The organism is Tenacibaculum sp. TB-53, assembly GCF_059716285.2.
The window spans coordinates 1,097,501-1,114,508 of the sequence record NZ_CM202790.1 but is presented as its reverse complement, the minus strand read 5'-3'; the positions used below and the strand labels follow the sequence as shown (position 1 = coordinate 1,114,508).

15 protein-coding genes and 1 rRNA gene (1 of these 16 only partly in view) are annotated in these 17,008 nt (G+C 32.0%); 10 read left to right on the top strand and 6 right to left on the bottom strand.

Annotated features, from left to right (window positions below; translation table 11 throughout):
- Nucleotides 1-123 precede the first annotated feature (123 nt).
- Both AC3VJB_RS05075 and AC3VJB_RS05070 read left to right on the top strand, forming a co-directional pair.
- Nucleotides 124-1,557, top strand: coding sequence for an ATP-grasp domain-containing protein (locus AC3VJB_RS05075; RefSeq protein ID WP_497650459.1), 1,434 nt, complete (start codon nt 124-126; stop codon nt 1,555-1,557).
- Nucleotides 1,558-1,567: 10 nt separating this feature from the next.
- On the top strand, nt 1,568-2,530 hold the full coding sequence (locus tag AC3VJB_RS05070) for a succinylglutamate desuccinylase/aspartoacylase family protein (protein ID WP_497666839.1): 963 nt from the start codon (nt 1,568-1,570) through the stop codon (nt 2,528-2,530).
- A gap of 299 nt (nt 2,531-2,829) precedes the next feature.
- Here the strand turns inward: AC3VJB_RS05070 and AC3VJB_RS05065 are convergent, their stop codons facing one another.
- Nucleotides 2,830-3,672, bottom strand: a complete 843-nt coding sequence (locus AC3VJB_RS05065; RefSeq protein WP_281979812.1) for a DUF2911 domain-containing protein — start codon at nt 3,670-3,672, stop codon at nt 2,830-2,832.
- 128 nt (nt 3,673-3,800) lie between these two features.
- Between AC3VJB_RS05065 and arsB the strand changes: the two genes are divergently transcribed.
- Nucleotides 3,801-4,841 carry an ACR3 family arsenite efflux transporter gene (gene arsB, locus AC3VJB_RS05060; RefSeq protein WP_281979811.1) on the top strand — a complete coding sequence of 347 codons (1,041 nt, stop codon included), beginning with the start codon at nt 3,801-3,803 and terminating at the stop codon, nt 4,839-4,841.
- Nucleotides 4,842-4,926: 85 nt separating this feature from the next.
- Here the strand turns inward: arsB and gldG are convergent, their stop codons facing one another.
- Genes gldG through AC3VJB_RS05035 form a run of 5 tightly spaced genes read right to left on the bottom strand, consistent with a single transcriptional unit; the run spans nt 4,927 to nt 8,974 of the window.
- Entirely contained in the window at nt 4,927-6,567 is a 1,641-nt protein-coding gene (gene gldG, locus AC3VJB_RS05055) for a gliding motility-associated ABC transporter substrate-binding protein GldG (protein WP_497666838.1), read from the bottom strand.
- Nucleotides 6,560-7,279, bottom strand: a complete 720-nt coding sequence (gene gldF, locus AC3VJB_RS05050) for a gliding motility-associated ABC transporter permease subunit GldF (protein WP_497666837.1) — start codon at nt 7,277-7,279, stop codon at nt 6,560-6,562. Before gldF ends, gldG begins: the two co-directional genes overlap by 8 nt.
- Before the next feature lie 6 nt (nt 7,280-7,285).
- Nucleotides 7,286-7,813: a GNAT family N-acetyltransferase gene (locus tag AC3VJB_RS05045; RefSeq protein ID WP_159494861.1), complete on the bottom strand. Its 528-nt coding sequence runs from the start codon at nt 7,811-7,813 to the stop codon at nt 7,286-7,288.
- Nucleotides 7,813-8,109: a putative quinol monooxygenase gene (locus AC3VJB_RS05040; protein ID WP_159494860.1), complete on the bottom strand. Its 297-nt coding sequence runs from the start codon at nt 8,107-8,109 to the stop codon at nt 7,813-7,815. The genes AC3VJB_RS05045 and AC3VJB_RS05040 overlap by 1 nt, the downstream gene beginning before the upstream one ends.
- A gap of 4 nt (nt 8,110-8,113) precedes the next feature.
- Nucleotides 8,114-8,974 carry an SAM hydrolase/SAM-dependent halogenase family protein gene (locus AC3VJB_RS05035; RefSeq protein ID WP_125345545.1) on the bottom strand — a complete coding sequence of 287 codons (861 nt, stop codon included), beginning with the start codon at nt 8,972-8,974 and terminating at the stop codon, nt 8,114-8,116.
- Nucleotides 8,975-9,093: 119 nt separating this feature from the next.
- Here AC3VJB_RS05035 and AC3VJB_RS05030 point away from each other — a divergent pair, with 119 nt between their 5' ends.
- The 7 genes from AC3VJB_RS05030 to AC3VJB_RS05000 form a co-directional block, all read left to right on the top strand.
- Nucleotides 9,094-10,047 carry a PhoH family protein gene (locus tag AC3VJB_RS05030; protein ID WP_159494859.1) on the top strand — a complete coding sequence of 318 codons (954 nt, stop codon included), beginning with the start codon at nt 9,094-9,096 and terminating at the stop codon, nt 10,045-10,047.
- Between the two features lie 62 nt (nt 10,048-10,109).
- The gene (locus AC3VJB_RS05025; protein WP_497666836.1) at nt 10,110-11,060 is read left to right on the top strand and encodes a phosphoribosylaminoimidazolesuccinocarboxamide synthase; all 951 of its coding nucleotides are present in this window, start codon (nt 10,110-10,112) and stop codon (nt 11,058-11,060) included.
- 116 nt (nt 11,061-11,176) lie between these two features.
- Entirely contained in the window at nt 11,177-11,638 is a 462-nt protein-coding gene (locus AC3VJB_RS05020; protein WP_047790608.1) for a (2Fe-2S)-binding protein, read from the top strand.
- A gap of 12 nt (nt 11,639-11,650) precedes the next feature.
- Entirely contained in the window at nt 11,651-13,867 is a 2,217-nt protein-coding gene (locus AC3VJB_RS05015) for a xanthine dehydrogenase family protein molybdopterin-binding subunit (RefSeq protein ID WP_497666835.1), read from the top strand.
- A gap of 128 nt (nt 13,868-13,995) precedes the next feature.
- Complete coding sequence (gene capB / locus AC3VJB_RS05010) at nt 13,996-15,249, top strand: cysteate-C-fatty acyltransferase (protein ID WP_099216665.1); 1,254 nt, start codon at nt 13,996-13,998, stop codon at nt 15,247-15,249.
- A 106-nt stretch (nt 15,250-15,355) separates the two neighbouring features.
- Complete coding sequence (locus tag AC3VJB_RS05005) at nt 15,356-16,081, top strand: DUF4294 domain-containing protein (protein WP_437824773.1); 726 nt, start codon at nt 15,356-15,358, stop codon at nt 16,079-16,081.
- Nucleotides 16,082-16,805: 724 nt separating this feature from the next.
- A 16S ribosomal RNA gene (locus tag AC3VJB_RS05000) occupies nt 16,806-17,008 on the top strand (it continues 1,319 nt past the right edge of the window).

Genomic DNA, 17,008 nt, shown 5'->3' with positions numbered 1-17,008 from the left:
TTACTAAATTATTTATGAATGTAGAATCTTACTTTTTATAATACTTAATATTTAAAATAGTTGGTATATTTAAAAAATAAAAAAATCGTTTTTAGCTATTTTTAAAAACAAAAATAAGAAAGAATGAAAATAACAGAACTTATAAAACCTAATACATTTAATAACGAGAACCATTGGTATCCTAAGGTGCTGAATGCTACAATTCATCCAATGGTAAACTTTTTTTTAAATCTTGATAAAGAACGAATTATTGCTAGGTATTGTCATTTACATCCAAAAGTAAATGCAGATAAACTTAGAGAAATTTTATCGTATGAATGTAAGTACTTTTTATGGGGAGGAGCAGATTTGATTAACTCAACATCGGCAGATGGAGATAAAAATATGGTTATTATAGAGAATAACTCATGCCCATCAGGTCAAAAATCAATGCCTTTGCTAGATGATAATAAAGAAGACGGAGTATATCGCTTGTTAATTGAAAGAACGTTTAAGCCTATCTTAGAGAAAAAGCGAAAACTTGTTAAAGATGGTAGATTAGCGGTACTTTATGATAAAAATTATATGGAAACATCAGGTTATGCAGCTGTTATAGCTGATGTTTTTAAAGAAGATGTTTTTCTTGTACCTTATTATTCAAACAAAGATAACGATCATATAAAAATAGAAAATGAAATTTTTTATCTAAAACAAGAAGAAGAATGGATTCCGTTACGAGGTATTTTTAGATATGTAACTCAAAAACCATGGAATAGATTCCCAATTAATAGTAAAACAAAGATTTTAAACCCTATTATTACTTGTTTGGCTGGAGGAAGAAATAAAATGGTGGCTGCCAAAGCATATGATATTTACAACACAGAATTAGAAGAATATGGAATGAAAATAAATATTCCAGATACTATTTGGGATGTTAGCAAGAATGAAATTCCGTTGTGGGTAAAGAAAATGGGAGGACAAGCAGTTATAAAAATACCTTATAGTAATGCAGGACAAGGAGTTTTTACGATTGTTAACGAACAAGAACTAGAAGAGTTTATGAAGTTAGAAATCGAATATGAACGTTTTATTGTACAAAGTTTAATAGGTAACTATAATTGGAGTTCAGTAAGCACAAAAGGCAAATATTATCATGTTGGTACAATGCCAAATGCTAAAGGAGAAACGTTTGTATCAGACATTCGTATGATGATTAGTAGTACAAAAGATGGAATAAAACCATTGTGTATGTACTCGAGAAGAGCATTGCTACCGTTGGAAAACGACTTAGAAAGCAGTAAAGATTCTTGGCAAATGTTAGGAACTAACTTATCGGTTAAGTTAGGTGAAAATGAATGGACGTCAGACACTAATCGTTTGTTAATTATGGACAGAAGAGATTATAACAAACTAGGTTTAGGTATAGACGATTTAATAGAAACTTTTATACAAACTGTACTTTCTACCATTGCTATCGACAAAATGTGTATTAGTTTAATAAACTCGAATAAAAAGTTTAAAAAGAAACTATTTACTTCATTAAACAACGATAGTACGCTGTTAAACGAATTATATTAAAAGTATGAGTATGGGACACCAGATTGAATATATTACCGAGTTTGATGTGAATCAAACACCTAAAAATTCTATTAAAAATTATTGGTTAAAGGTTACTTCTAACGCAATGGGAATTCCCACGTGTATTCCTGTCATGGTAGCTAGAGGAAAAGAAGATGGTATTGTATTGGGACTTACAGCTGCGGTTCATGGAAATGAATTAAACGGAATATCAGTTATTCAGCGATTATTTAAAGATTTAGATACAGAAAATTTAAAAGGAACAATTGTAGGAATTCCTGTGGTGAATGTACCTTCGTTTGTTCGAGGGACAAGAGTTTTTAGCGATGGAGTTGATATTAACAGAATTATGCCAGGAAAAGATAATGGAAATACCAGTGAAGTATATGCCAATCGTTTTTTGAATTTAGTAGTAAAGAAGTTTGATTATTTGTTAGACCTACATACAGCTAGTTTTGGTAGAGTGAATTCATTTTATATTAGAAGTGATATGAACAATAAAGTCACCAAAAAATTAGCCTTATTACAAGATGCTGAAATTATAGTACATACACCACCATCAGACGGTACTTTACGAGGAGCTGCAGAAGAGTTAGGAATTCCATCTATTACTATCGAAGTGGGTAATCCGCATAGTTTTCAAAAGAAAATAATTAAAAGTGGAGTAGCAGGAGTGCACAATGTATTGGCATATTTAGGAATTACGGATGATGAATATGAAACCTCTAAGAGAAATACAGTAGTTTGTAAAAAATCCTATTGGTTATACACACAAGAAGGAGGGTTGCTCACAGTACATGTTGATTTACGAGATATTGTAGAAGAAGGAGATCATATTGCTACACTACGAGATGTGTTTGGTAATAGAATTAAGAAATACCACGCACCAGAAAGAGGGATTGTAGTAGGGAAGAGTGTAAACCCCGTAAATCAATCAGGGGGACGTATTATTCATTTAGGAATTATAAAATAAAAGACTGTTTTTAGCAGTATTTTATTTCTATAAACAATAGTTGTAACTAGCAAACCAATTCCAATACCAAAACTTAATCCTTACATTAAGTCAGATACTTTTAAATAATGAGTAAGTATTTGTGAAGCGGCAATGATTAAAATTCCTATTGATAATAACATCAATGATTTTTATGATATAAATTATTGGTAGAGAAATAATGTAATTTGTCACACACTAACAGAGGCTAGAAGAATTATAAAAACAAAAAACTCGCCAAATAGCGAGTTTTTATATCTATAAAAAGTTTAGTAGAAAAATTACTTCATTTCAGCAATAAACTCTTTGTTCATTTTTACATAATCAGCATTTCCAGCTTTTTCAGCACCAGCTAATGAAGCTTTAGCTGCTTTAACAGCTCCTTTTTTATCTCCAGCTTTAGCTAAGATTAAAGATTGTTGACGTAAGTACCAAAAGCGAGGTTGGTCTTTAGTCATGTCAACCGCTTTGTTAATCCAATTTTTAGCTTTGTTAATGTCTTTTCCTTCTTGTAAATAGTAAACAGCAGAAGAAAAATAATCGTTAGCAGAAGGACCTCCCATTACTTGAGCAATGCTTTTTTCTACCGCTTTATCAGTAGGAGTATTGAATTTTACACCAACGTAAGCATTTTCCCATAAAATTCCTAACACAGCAGAATCGTTTGTTAAGTCATCAATACTCATTGTAAACGTTTCAATTTTCATAGGCATAGCTTCAACTTTTGCAGTCGTAGATACAGCTACTTTAGAGTCATCCCACTTTTTTGGAGTTCCCCAGTTATTAGTATCAGAATAAAAAATTACTTCCCAAGAATCTTTTCCTGGTTTTGTATACAAAGCATATGTGCCTTTTTTTAATATTTTACCGTCAATAGTAACATCATCGCTAAAACTAACTTTAGTATTTTGATTAGCTCCTGTTCTCCAAACTTTTCCATAAGGAACCAAATCTCCAAAAATAGTTCTTCCTTTCATACTAGGTCTAGAGTACTCAACTGTTACATCTGTTAAACCAACATTTTGCTCTAATTTAGCAGAAGGACTAGGTGCTGGGGTTTTTAATTGCGCATTAATACTTGTTGAAATTGCAACAACAAATAAACTTAAAAGTATTTTTTTCATGATAAAGGTTTATTTAGAGTATAAAATTACCATCTTATATTATGGTAAAATGTTAACAAAAACTTAAATTTATTGTTTATAAATATGTTTAATCGTAATATTGCAATATTATAATAAAACGATAAAAAATGTTAACAAAAAAATTAAGCTTTTTAGATAAAAACTTAACGTTATGGATTTTTGTAGCTATGATGTTAGGTGTTAGTATAGGGTATATATACCCTGAAATATCCGGTAAAATAAATGCATTAAGTACTAACTCAACTAATATACCCATTGCAATTGGGTTAATTTTAATGATGTACCCTCCTTTAGCAAAAGTGAATTATGCGTTATTACCAAAAGTGTTTACAAATAAAAAAATACTACTAACTTCACTTTTACTTAATTGGGTAATTGGCCCTGTTTTAATGTTCTTTTTAGCGTTACTTTTTTTACATGATTATCCAGAGTATATGACTGGGTTAATTTTAATAGGTTTAGCTCGGTGTATAGCTATGGTTTTGGTTTGGAATGATTTAGCTGAAGGAAGTAGTGAGTATGGAGCAGGTTTGGTAGCTTTAAATAGTATATTTCAAGTATTTGCTTATAGTTTTTATGCGTGGATGTTTATTACTATTTTACCCCCTTATTTTGGCTTTGAAGGTGCCGTAGTAGACATATCTATTTTAACAATTGCAGAAAGTGTAGCTATTTATTTAGGTATACCATTTATTATGGGAATTTTAAGTAGATATATTTTAGTGAAGTTAAAAGGTGAAGAATGGTATACTACCAAATTCATAACTTCTATATCTCCATTAACTTTAATAGCTTTATTATTTACTATAATAATAATGTTTTCCTTAAAAGGAGAGTTAATAGTTAAAATACCTTTAGATATTTTATTAATAGCAGTTCCTTTATTACTGTATTTTGCTCTTATGTTTATTATCGGCTTTTTTATAACCAAAGCTACAGGAGCTACTTACGACAAAACAACAGCTGTAGCTTTTACTGCGGCAGGTAACAATTTTGAGTTAGCAATTGCTGTAGCAATTGCTGTATTTGGATTAAACTCAGGAGAAGCTTTTACAGGAGTAATAGGGCCTTTAGTAGAGGTTCCAGCATTAATTTTACTAGTAAAAGTATCTTTTTGGCTGAAGAAGAAATATTTTAGTAAAAATTAAATAGAGATTAAAATATCTTACACCCTTAAATAAAAAAATCAATACTTCTAAGTATTGATTTTTTTATTTAAGAACTATAATACAATTAAGAGTATTTCTTCTTCCTCCAGTAATTAAACCCAAAGCCAAACAGAGCTAACAAAACTAAAGGAACACCAATATTGATAAATTGCCAAAAACGTTTTTCAGTAAAAGCACGTTGTTTATCCAATAAGTTAATTTGAATGGTTTTATTGCGTAATTGAATCAATCCAGAATCGTCTAATAAATAATCAATAGCATTGATTAAAAACTCTTTATTACCAAACTGTTCTCCTGTCCATTTATCTAAGGACAAATCGTGAGGTTTTCCTTTTAAAATCTGATTTCTACCTACATCACCGTCAGCAATTACAATCATTTTATTGTTTGTACTCTCAGCTTTAAAATCAGGAGCGTCAAAAGGTTTCATTCTGTTTTTATAAGCAGAAGGAATGTTACCTTCTATAAGAACAGCTAATAATTGTGGACCTGAAGCAAATTCATTTTCTTTTGGTTCTTTGGCGATACTTTGTAACTCAATAAAGTTGGGAGTTCCTGTTTGTTTGGTAAGTACAGAAGTTACTAATAACGGAGTCTTTTTTAAGTTTCCTTTCAAAGTATCTATTTGAGTAGCAAAACGAAAACGAACAGGTGCAACATTTTTAGTAATCGGGTGGTTCGGATTGCCACTAACTAGTGGATGATAAAACCAATTTAAGTGTTGAAACTGTGTTTGATTTCCTACATTTCCTGTAGCTAACGGAATTTTAGCTGAATACAAATCTTGAATGAGTTTATTGTTTACACGAACTTGATACCCAAACAATAAGTCCGTTAAATTCAAATCACGAGGAAATGCTAACATTTTTCCTTCATTGTATAAACTATCAGTATCCGCATAGTTATTATCTAGCATCCATAAACTTTTACCACCATTGGCAATAAATTGATCAACGGTAAGCTTTTCCTCTTCTGTAAAACGCTCGGTAGGTTTAGCAATAATTGCTAAATCGTATGCTCTTAAGTCTTTTAAGGTTTTTTGCGGATTATTAGCAACACTATCTAATGTAAACTTAGCTAAACGATATTTTTTACCAACTTCACTTAACAAACTATATTGATAAATATCTTGCAACTCACCATTACCAGCTAATACCGCTATTTTTTGTCTTTCTTTTAAAGTAACATTATGTAATGCATTAGCAAAAGAATACTCTAACTTTTCAACAGCATTTTGTAGCTGAGCTTCTTGTGTCTTGGCAATTGAGTTAGGAAGTAAAGAAATTAACTCTACTTTTTTACCATAAGTAATTTCTGCCCAAGGAAAAATAATAGCTTCAGATAACTTTCCATCTTCTTCTACAGTTAACTGGCTAGGCATCATTCCTCTTTTTACCAAACGTTCACGAATATTATCAGGGTTGATAAAACGGAAACGAATATTGGCGTTTTTAGCTTGTAATTCTTCTAAAAACTGGAGTGTCTCTATTTGTAAACGTTTAAATTCCGCAGGAAAATCACCTTCTAAAAATACATGAATCGTTAGTGGGGTATCAATTTTATCAATAAGATTTTCACTTACTTCAGATAAGGTATAACGTTTGTCTTGTGTTAAATCGAAACGTTTGTAAACTGAATTAGCGATGTAATTAACAATTAACAATCCGATAAGAGCTAATGCAATATGTTGTAATTTCTTATTCATTTTTTAACTGTTGTTTAGTGATGAATAAAAAGAAGAATGTAACACTGATAAAATAGATTACATCACGAGTGTCTAACACACCACGACTAATGCTTTTAAAATGTTCATTAAAACCAAACTGTTGTAAGGTGTATCCTGAGTTTCCTAAAGAAGAACCTACAGCGTCAAAACCATAGAATAAAGCAAAAGTGATAAATACACTTAAAATAAATGCCACAATTTGATTTTTGGATAGGGTAGAAGTAAATAATCCAACAGCTGTATAAGTTGCTGCTAAAAATAATAAACCTAAATACGAACCTATAGTACTACCTACATCTAAATTTCCAACAGGACTTCCTAATTTATATACAGTATATGCATAGGTTAATGTTGGTAATATGGCGATGACAACTAACAAAAGAGAAGCGAAAAATTTACCCAGTACAATTTGCCAATCGGTAAGTGGTTTAGTTTTTAGAATTTCAATAGTTCCGCTATTAAACTCATCAGCAAAACTTTTCATTGTAATAGCAGGAATCAGGAATAAGAACAACCATGGAGATAAATAAAAAAAGCTATTTAAATCGGCAAATCCCGCATTTAAAATATTAAAATTATCTTTAAATACCCATAAAAATAAGCCATTTACAAGTAAAAACACCCCAATAACCAAATAGGCAATAGGTGAGGCAAAAAATGAGTTAAATTCTTTTTTTAGTAGTGGTAGCATAAAATACTATTGTTCGTTTTTAAGTAGCCCAAAAATAACATTATTCTCGAAGTCGTTATCTTTTTTATCAGGACGTAATTGAAAGTTAAACCTTTTTAACAAATTTATAGAATCTTTATTGTGTTTGTGAGTATAAGCTTCTATTTCGTTTAAGTTAAGAGAACTAAACCCAAACTGAAGAACCTTCTTTAAAGCTTCACTCATAAAACCTTTTCCGTGAGCATCAGGGTGTAATTCATAACCAACTTCAGCATAAGAAAAATCATCATTGAAGTGACGTAAACCGATAGAGCCAATAACCTCATTATTGTGTTCTATTAACCAGTAAACACCTTCATTTTTGTTTACTAATTCATCAATTAGTTTTATAAAATCTTCCACATCAGAAATATCACTAGGAATCTTTCTATCAATAAATTTATTGACTACTGAATTCGATCGAATTTTAAAAACAGCCTCTTTATCATTCTCAACAAGTTTTCTTAGTACAAGACGAGGTGTATATAAAACAGGAAAAGGACTGAATAAATTCATTAAGGTAACGATTCAACTTTATCTACACTCCAAGCAAAGGGTTTGTCATTAAATAACACTTTGGTTTGTGCCCAAACGCCTTTAAATAAATCAGAATTTCTGTAGTTTTCTAAGTCCTGCTCAGTATCCCAATAACTATAAGTGAAAAATATGTTTGGATTTGTTTTGTCTCTGTATAACTCTAATAAACGGCAACCAGGTGAATTTCGTATAAATTCTTTTTTGGAGTTAAAGGTGTTTAAAAATTCTTCAATTTTCTCTGGCTGAAAGCTCATTTTTACAATTCGTACAAACATAAATTTAACTTATAGGGGTAAACTCTGGTTTAATAGGATTTTCAAATTCAACAGTAATGGTGTCGCGATATTCTAAACCAAGTAGGGTAGAAGCTCCACCAACCGTTTCTAAATTACTTCGGTAAATAGCAATCTCCAAAAAGCCAGCAGAATTAAAAATAGCTAACTTTTCACCATCATACTGTCGTTTATCAGTTACCGTAAAATCAACAATTTCGTTATATCTGCTGTAAATTTTAGAAAAAGTATAACGTCTAGCCGTAACTTTATAATCACGACCTTTTCCAATAGTATTAAATTGTTTTTTACTAATGTTAGTAATTACATTTCCATAATTATCAATGTAAATAACACCACCTGCAATAATAGTTTGTTGCTCGTTTACTTTAGGCTTAATTTCAACAATCTTTTTATACGTGTCAACCTCTCTACCAATAACGCTTAAACTACCACCACGAGCAATATGAGAAGCTACTTGCACAAAAACGTCTAGCACAGGAAAACTACTCTCAATACGATCGTGAATATTAATTTCAAAAATTTTAGTAGGTTTAATTTCAGAAGCAATCATTGAAATTAGTCCGTTATCAGGACAAATAAAATAATGATTATCCAATTCTAAGGCAATATGCTTATTGTCCACACTTAATTCTGAATCTACCCCAATAACATGAATTGTTTTATCAGGAAAGCTTTTATAAGCATTCTTTAAAATATAAGCAGTTTCAGTAATGTTGAAAGGAGAGATTTCATGCGTAATATCAACAATCTTAGCATCAGGTAACTCAGAATAAATAGCTCCTTTTACAGCCCCTACAAAGTGGTCTTTTGTTCCAAAATCAGTAGTTAATGTAATAAGAGACATTAATTTAGGTGTTTGTTAATTAATTTGTGAAAAATTATGCTGAAATTTTAAACAAAACTACGTAATTCAAGAAAAATAATCATTATTTTTAGTGTGAATAATATTAAAACTTTTATCATTTGAACGAACGCGTAATTGAATTAACAGAAATCAACCCAAACGATTTTTTTGGAGCTCAAAACAGCACTATTACTCAGTTAAAAAGCTTCTTTCCTAAAATAAAAATAGTTGCTAGAGGAAATAAACTTAAAATTTTTGGTGAACCTGAATTATTAAATGAATTTGAAAAGCGATTAGAAATGCTTATCAAATACTTTAATAGATACAACAAGCTAGATGAAAATAGTATTGAGCGAATTTTAACGTCAACAGGAAAGGAAGAAGAAATACGAAAATCTGGAAATGCAAAAGACGTTCTAGTACACGGTGTTAGCGGAAAACTAATAAAAGCTCAAACAGCTAATCAGCGTAAAATGGTTGAGTTAATGCAAAAAAATGATATGTTATTTGCTGTAGGACCTGCGGGTACTGGTAAAACATACACAGCAGTTGCTTTGGCTGTAAAAGCATTAAAAGAAAAAGAAGTAAGACGAATTATATTAACAAGACCTGCGGTGGAGTCAGGTGAAAACCTAGGATTTCTTCCTGGAGATTTAAAAGAGAAGTTAGATCCATACATGCAACCATTATATGATGCCTTACGCGACATGATTCCGCATGAAAAACTTGAATCACATCTAGAAAAAGGAGTCATACAAATAGCACCTCTGGCTTTTATGCGTGGTAGAACTCTTGACAATGCTTTTGTAATTTTAGATGAAGCACAAAACACAACGCATTCACAGATGAAGATGTTTTTAACACGTATGGGAATGCACGCAAAGTTTATTATAACCGGAGATCCAGGTCAGATAGATTTACCAAGAAGACAAGTTTCTGGATTGAAAGAATCGTTATTAGCGTTAAAAGATATTGAAGGAATTGCGCAGGTGTATTTAGATGACAAAGATGTAATCCGCCACCGATTAGTGAAAAAGATCATTACAGCTTATAAAAGTATAGAAACCGAGTAGTTTTTAGTTGTCAGTATTTAGTGATTAGTTTACTTTTGTGCGATACAACACAACAACATACAATGAATACAATTAACGAAACAAACTTTCAGTTTCAAGGACAAAAAGAAGTTTATAAAGGAAAAGTAAGAGAAGTATACAATATCAATGATGAGTTATTGGTAATGATTGCTTCTGATCGTCTTTCCGCTTTCGATGTAATCTTACCACGCCAAATTCCTTTTAAAGGACAAATTCTAAATCAAATTGCTACAAAAATGATGAACGATACTGCGGATATTGTTCCAAATTGGTTATTAGCGAATCCAGATGAAAATGTAGCAGTAGGTCATTTATGTGAACCTTTTAAAGTAGAAATGGTAATCCGCGGATATTTATCTGGTCATGCAGCTCGTGAATATGCAGTAGGAAAAAGAATGCTTTGTGGAGTAGCAATGCCTGAAGGAATGAAAGAAAATGATAAATTCCCAGAGCCAATTATTACACCATCAACAAAGGCAGATAATGGAGAACACGATGAAGATATTTCTCGTGAAGATATTTTAGCAAAAGGAATTGTTTCAGAAGAAGACTATTTAGTATTAGAAGATTACACAAGAAAGTTATTTCAAAGAGGGACTGAATTAGCTGCTAAAAGAGGATTGATTTTAGTAGATACCAAATATGAGTTTGGAAAAACTAAAGATGGTAAAATTGTATTGATTGATGAAATCCATACACCAGACTCTTCTCGTTATTTTTATGCTGAAGGATATGCAGAACGTCAAGAAAAAGGAGAGAAGCAAAAACAACTATCAAAAGAGTTTGTGCGTCAGTGGTTAATTGAAAACGGATTTCAAGGAAAAGAAGGGCAAGAAATTCCTGAAATGTCTGATGAAAAAGTTATAGAGATTTCAAATAGGTACATTGAGTTATACGAACAAATCACAGGAGAAACCTTTGTAAAAGCAAACACCGAAAGCGTACTCGAAAGAATAGAGAAAAACGTAACTACGTTTTTAAAAAATAAATAATAAAAAGAGAGGCTTTTGTCTCTCTTTTTATTTAAAATTATCTTAAAAGAATCCCATTAACAAACAAGCATTTATATTTTTTGTAACTTACACGATAAAAACAAAAATTAGCAAAAATGCCAAATTATACATTAAAAATTAACGGAAAGTCGGTATCCTTTGAGGCAGATGCTGATACACCATTGTTGTGGGTTTTACGAGATGAACTCAATATGGTTGGAACTAAATTCGGTTGTGGAATAGCACAATGCGGAGCCTGTACTGTTCATGTAGACGGAACAGCAATGAGAAGTTGTCAATTACAAATTTCTATGTTAGACGGTGAAGAAATAACAACCATTGAAGGGCTATCAACTGAAGGAGATCATCCGTTACAAGAAGCTTGGAAAGAAGTAGATGTTCCACAATGTGGTTACTGTCAAGCAGGTCAAATTATGACAGCAGCTTCCTTTTTAAAAGAAAATCCAAAACCTTCTAAAGAAGAGATAAGAGAAGCAATGCAAGGTAATATTTGTCGTTGCGCTGCATACAATAGAATAGAAAAGGCAGTTGCATTGGCTGCAGATAAAATGTCTTAAAAACTTTCAATCATGAGTACACAAGAAAAAAACTTTACGTTTAGCAGAAGAAATTTTTTAAGAACTTCTGCATTAGCTAGTGGTGGTATTATGATTGGATTTAATCTATTTACTGCCTGTAAACCTAATGTAAAACCATCTGTAGATGTAGAAAACTTAAATTTCAACGATTTTAACGCATTTATAAAAATATCTGATGAAGGCTATGTAACTATTTACTCTCCAAATCCAGAGATAGGTCAAGGGGTAAAAACTTCAATGCCTATGATTATTGCAGAAGAGTTAGATGTAGAATGGGATAAAGTACATGTTGCACAAGCTCCTTTAGATACCAAAAACTATACACGACAGTTAGCAGGAGGTAGTCAATCAATTCGTCATGGCTGGACAGCGCTTAGAGAAACAGGAGCAACTACAAAACAAATGTTAATTAATGCGGCAGCAGTAAAATGGGGAGTAGATGCAACTACTTGTTCAGCTTCAAAAGGAATTATTACAAATGCAAAAGGTGAAACGTTAGGATATGGTGAAGTAGTAAAAGAAGCTGCTACTTTAGAGGTGCCAGAAAACGTCGCTTTAAAAAAGCCATCTGAGTTCTCCATTATTGGTAAAAATGCTATAAATGTTGATATAGAAAAAATAGTAACAGGAAAACCTTTATTCGGTTTAGACTATAAAGAAGAAGGTATGTTGTTCGCATCTGTAGTAAGGCCTCCTTCTTTTGGACAAGAGTTAGAGTCATACGATGCAGCAGAAGCAAAGAAAGTGTCAGGAGTAATAGATGTTATAACAATAGGAGAGAAAGCAAGAAACTTTATTGAGTCAGGAAAAGCTAATTGGACGTTTAAGTTAACGAAAACGGATAAAGTAGTTGTACTAGCAGAAAATACATGGGCGGCAATTAAAGGAGCAAAAGCAATTAAAACTGTATGGAAAGATAATTCTGAGTTAGAAGATACAAAACTTCATAATGAAAAGCTAACAAAATTATTAGAAGCGAGTGACTTAGATGTAAGAAGAGAAGACGGAAATGTAAGAAAAGCTTTTGCAGAAGCAGATAAAGTTATCGAACGTACTTATCATTCACCTTTCTTACCACATAACTGTATGGAACCAATGAACTTTTTCGCAAGTGTAACACCAGAAAAAGTACACCTAGTTGGTCCTGTACAAACACCAGAATATGCAGCAATGGTTGCAGCAGAAATGTTAGGGCGTAATTTGGAAGAAGTTCATGTAGAAATGACCCGAATGGGAGGAGGTTTCGGAAGAAGATTATATGGAGATTTTGTTTATGAAGCGTTGGAAATATCTGATAAAATACAAAAACCAGTAAAAATGGTTTCAACGAGAGAAGACGATGTAACTAGCGGAACATATAGGCCAGCAATTAAATATAGAATCGCAGCATCAATAAAAGACAGAAAAATAACAGGATACCATTTGAAAGAAGCAGCCGTAAATGATAATATGTACGGATTAATACCACATTTTTTTCCTGCAGGATGTATTCCAAACTATAAAGTATCAACGGGAAATTACAAGAGTAATATTAGTACAGGAGCTTGGAGAGCACCATATACTAACTTTTTAGGCTATGCAGAACAAAGTTTTTTCGATGAATTAGCGGAAGAATTAGAGATAGATGCGGTGCAGTTACGTTTAGAATTGTTAGAAAATGTAAAAGCCACAGAAGATAAAAGAATAGAGTACTCAGGTAAACGAATGCAAGACACTATAAAGTTAGCAGCAGAAAAAGGGAGCTGGGGAAAATCTAAAAAAGGAGTTTATCAAGGTTTTTCAGCTTATTACAGTCATAATACCCACGTAGCTGAAGTTGCAGAGGTAGAGCTAAAAGATGGAGTACCGGTTGTAACAAAAGTAGTTACAGCGGTTGATTGTGGTATAGTTGTTAATCCAACAGGAGCTATAAACCAAGTAGTAGGAGGAGTTATTGATGGTATTGGACACGCAATGTATGGAAACTTAACTTTTAAAGAAGGAGCACCTTCAAGTAGAAATTTTGACAACTATAAGTTTATAAGAATGAATGAAACACCTAAAGTAGAAGTTCATTTTGTGCAAAATGAATTATCACCTACAGGTTTAGGAGAACCAGGCTTACCACCAGCAGGAGGAGCAGTTGCGAATGCAATACATAAAGCTTTAGGAAAAAGACTATATAAACAACCTTTTGTAGAGGAATTAAAATCGAACATTTTATCTTAAAAATCAAAGAGCTTTATAGGTATGCCAAAGTAGTATGTTTGTTATTTATTGAAAATGAAACACTCGGTAATTTTTGAAAATCTGTTAAAAAGCACTACTTTCGCAACCTATAAAAATCAAAAATAACAATGGTTAAAGATTTATTTGAAAGAATTAAAGGAGATAAAGGACCTTTAGGAAAATGGGCGGATAAAGCAGAAGGATATTATGTGTTTCCTAAATTAGAAGGACCAATCTCTAACCGCATGTCTTTCAATGGAAAAAAAGTAATAACTTGGAGTATTAACGACTACTTAGGATTAGCAAATCATCCAGAAGTGTTAAAAGTAGATGGAGAATCTGCTGCTACAGATGGTATGGCTTACCCTATGGGAGCTCGTATGATGTCAGGTCACACTAAATACCATGAACAATTAGAGCAAGAATGTGCTGAATTTGTTGGTAAAGAAGCAGCTTATTTAGTAAATTTCGGATACCAAGGAATGGTATCAGCAATTGATGCCTTAGTAGGAAAAGACGATATCATAGTATATGACATGGATACACATGCATGTATTATTGATGGAGTTCGTTTACATGCTGGAAAACGTTTTGTATACCGTCATAACGATATAGAGAGCTGTGAGAAAAATTTGAAACGTGCTACCAAAATGGCAGAAAAAACAGGAGGTGGAATTTTGTTAGTTTCTGAAGGTGTTTTCGGTATGCGAGGAGAACAAGGGCGTTTAGCAGAAATTGTAGCCTTAAAAGAAAAATACAACTTCCGCTTATTGGTTGATGATGCTCACGGGTTTGGAACATTAGGAGAAGGAGGAAGAGGAACAGGATTTGAACAAGGAGTACAAGACGGAATAGATGTGTATTTTGCAACATTTGCAAAATCTATGGCAGGAATAGGTGCATTCTTTGCAGGAGACAAAGATGTTGTTCAATACCTACAATACAATATGAGATCACAAATGTTTGCTAAATCATTACCAATGCCAATGGTAAAAGGAGCATTAAAACGTTTGGATATGATTCGTACCATGCCTGAACTAAAAGAAAACCTTTGGAAAATAACCAATGCGTTACAGTCAGGTTTACGTGAAGCAGGTTTTGATTTAGGAACAACACAAACATGTATCACACCAGTATACCTAAAAGGAGAAATTCCAGAAGCCATGGCAATGGTAAATGATTTACGAGAAAACCATGGAGTGTTTTGTTCAATTGTAGTATACCCAGTGATACCAAAAGGATTAATAATACTAAGATTAATTCCAACAGCACGTCATACAATTGAAGATGTAAATGAAACAATTGAAGCTTTTTCTGCAATTCGTGAAAAGTTAGAGAATGGAACTTATAAACAAGTAGCGGCTTCAATTATGGCAGAATAAAAAGAAACTGCAAAAAAATAAATAAAAACTCATGAAATACTTCATGAGTTTTTTTGTTTTAAAAGAGAAATGATACATTTGAAATCCTTTTGCTTATCAAAATAAAATGAAAAAAATACTATTCATACACTTATTATTATTTGTAGCAGGATTAAATGCACAAATTAAAGATACATTACCAAACTTTAACAATGAATATATTTTGGTAAAAGAAGGAGACAGTTTAATGATAAAGTTAAACGAGGTAACCGTACTTCCAAAACATAAGTTTAAAGAAAAAAAAGATATTCTTTATTATTATTGGCTTCGAAAAAAAGTATTCAAAGCATATCCTTATGCAATTTTAGCAGCAAAAAGAGTAGATAGTGTAAACTCACGTTTGGCTAGAATTAAATCAAAAAGTAAAAAAAGAAAATACATAAAAAGAATTCAAAAGTATTTAGAAGAAGAGTTAACAGCTCCCTTAAAAAAGTTAACAAGAACAGAAGGAAGGATTTTATTAAAACTAATTCATCGTCAAACGGGAAAAACAGCCTTTGCTAATGTAAAAGAGTTAAGAAGTGGTTGGAAAGCCTTTTGGTACAATACTACAGCAAATTTATTTAAACTATCATTAAAGTCAGAGTATAAACCTGAAGCGGAAAACGAAGATTATTTAGTAGAGGACATTATACAGCGAGCATATATAGAAGAAAAGTTGGAGTATCAAGAGCCTAAATTACGAAAGAATTATTTAGTAATTGTATCCAAAAGTAGAGGATATATTGATGTATCCGAGTATAAAGAGATGTTTTCGAAGATGCGAAAGAAGCGAAAACGAAAGAAAAAGTAAAAAAATAAAGAATTCAAATTCTTACTAAAGTTGATAATTAAGTACTGTAATAGTTATATGTACTTCCATGTTAGAAGCATTAAAATAGTAATAAATATAGTAAACAAAGGTAGGAGAGAAGTATAGGATAAAAAACTTTCGGGTGTAACTAATTATATAATAACGTATTAAAAAATATTTAAAAAAAAGGTTTAAAAATTGCTTGTTAAGTGGGAAAAGGTATCTATATTTGCACCCGCCAACGGAGAAGCGCTAAGTTTTAAAGTTAGCAAAAGTTCATTAAAATAGGGTTTAAGATATTTAAAGAAAAGGTTAAAAAATAGTTTAACAAATTCTTGTTTATTAGGAAATAAAGTGAGTATCTTTGCAGTCCGAATTTTAGGGGAACAGTTCATTAACATAGTGTAGCAAATCAAACGAGAAAAAAACTTTAAAAAAAGTTTTGTCAGATTAAAAAGAGTTTGTAGTTTTGCATCCGCTTTCACAAAGCGGCACGATCACAGAAATTTTGGAAGACGATAAGTTACTAGTTCGAGTCTAGTGTTTCTACAAGAGGATGAGTCGTAAGATAAGTAACAACTTGTCATTGGCGACTCGCCACAAGTTCATTGAAAATATTGAAATTGACAGCGTAATTAAAGAGTAGAATTACCGGTAGTAGTTTAAGAGATTAAGCTATTATAAAATTCTTTTGGAACTTAACATTAATAATATTAAAGATTATACAATGAAGAGTTTGATCCTGGCTCAGGATGAACGCTAGCGGCAGGCTTAACACATGCAAGTCGAGGGGCAGCGAATCTAGCTTGCTAGATGTCGGCGACCGGCGAACGGGTGCGTAACGCGTATAGAATCTGCCTTGTACAGGAGGATAGCCTTTAGAAATGAAGATTAATACTCCATAATGTTTAGAGATGGCATCATTTT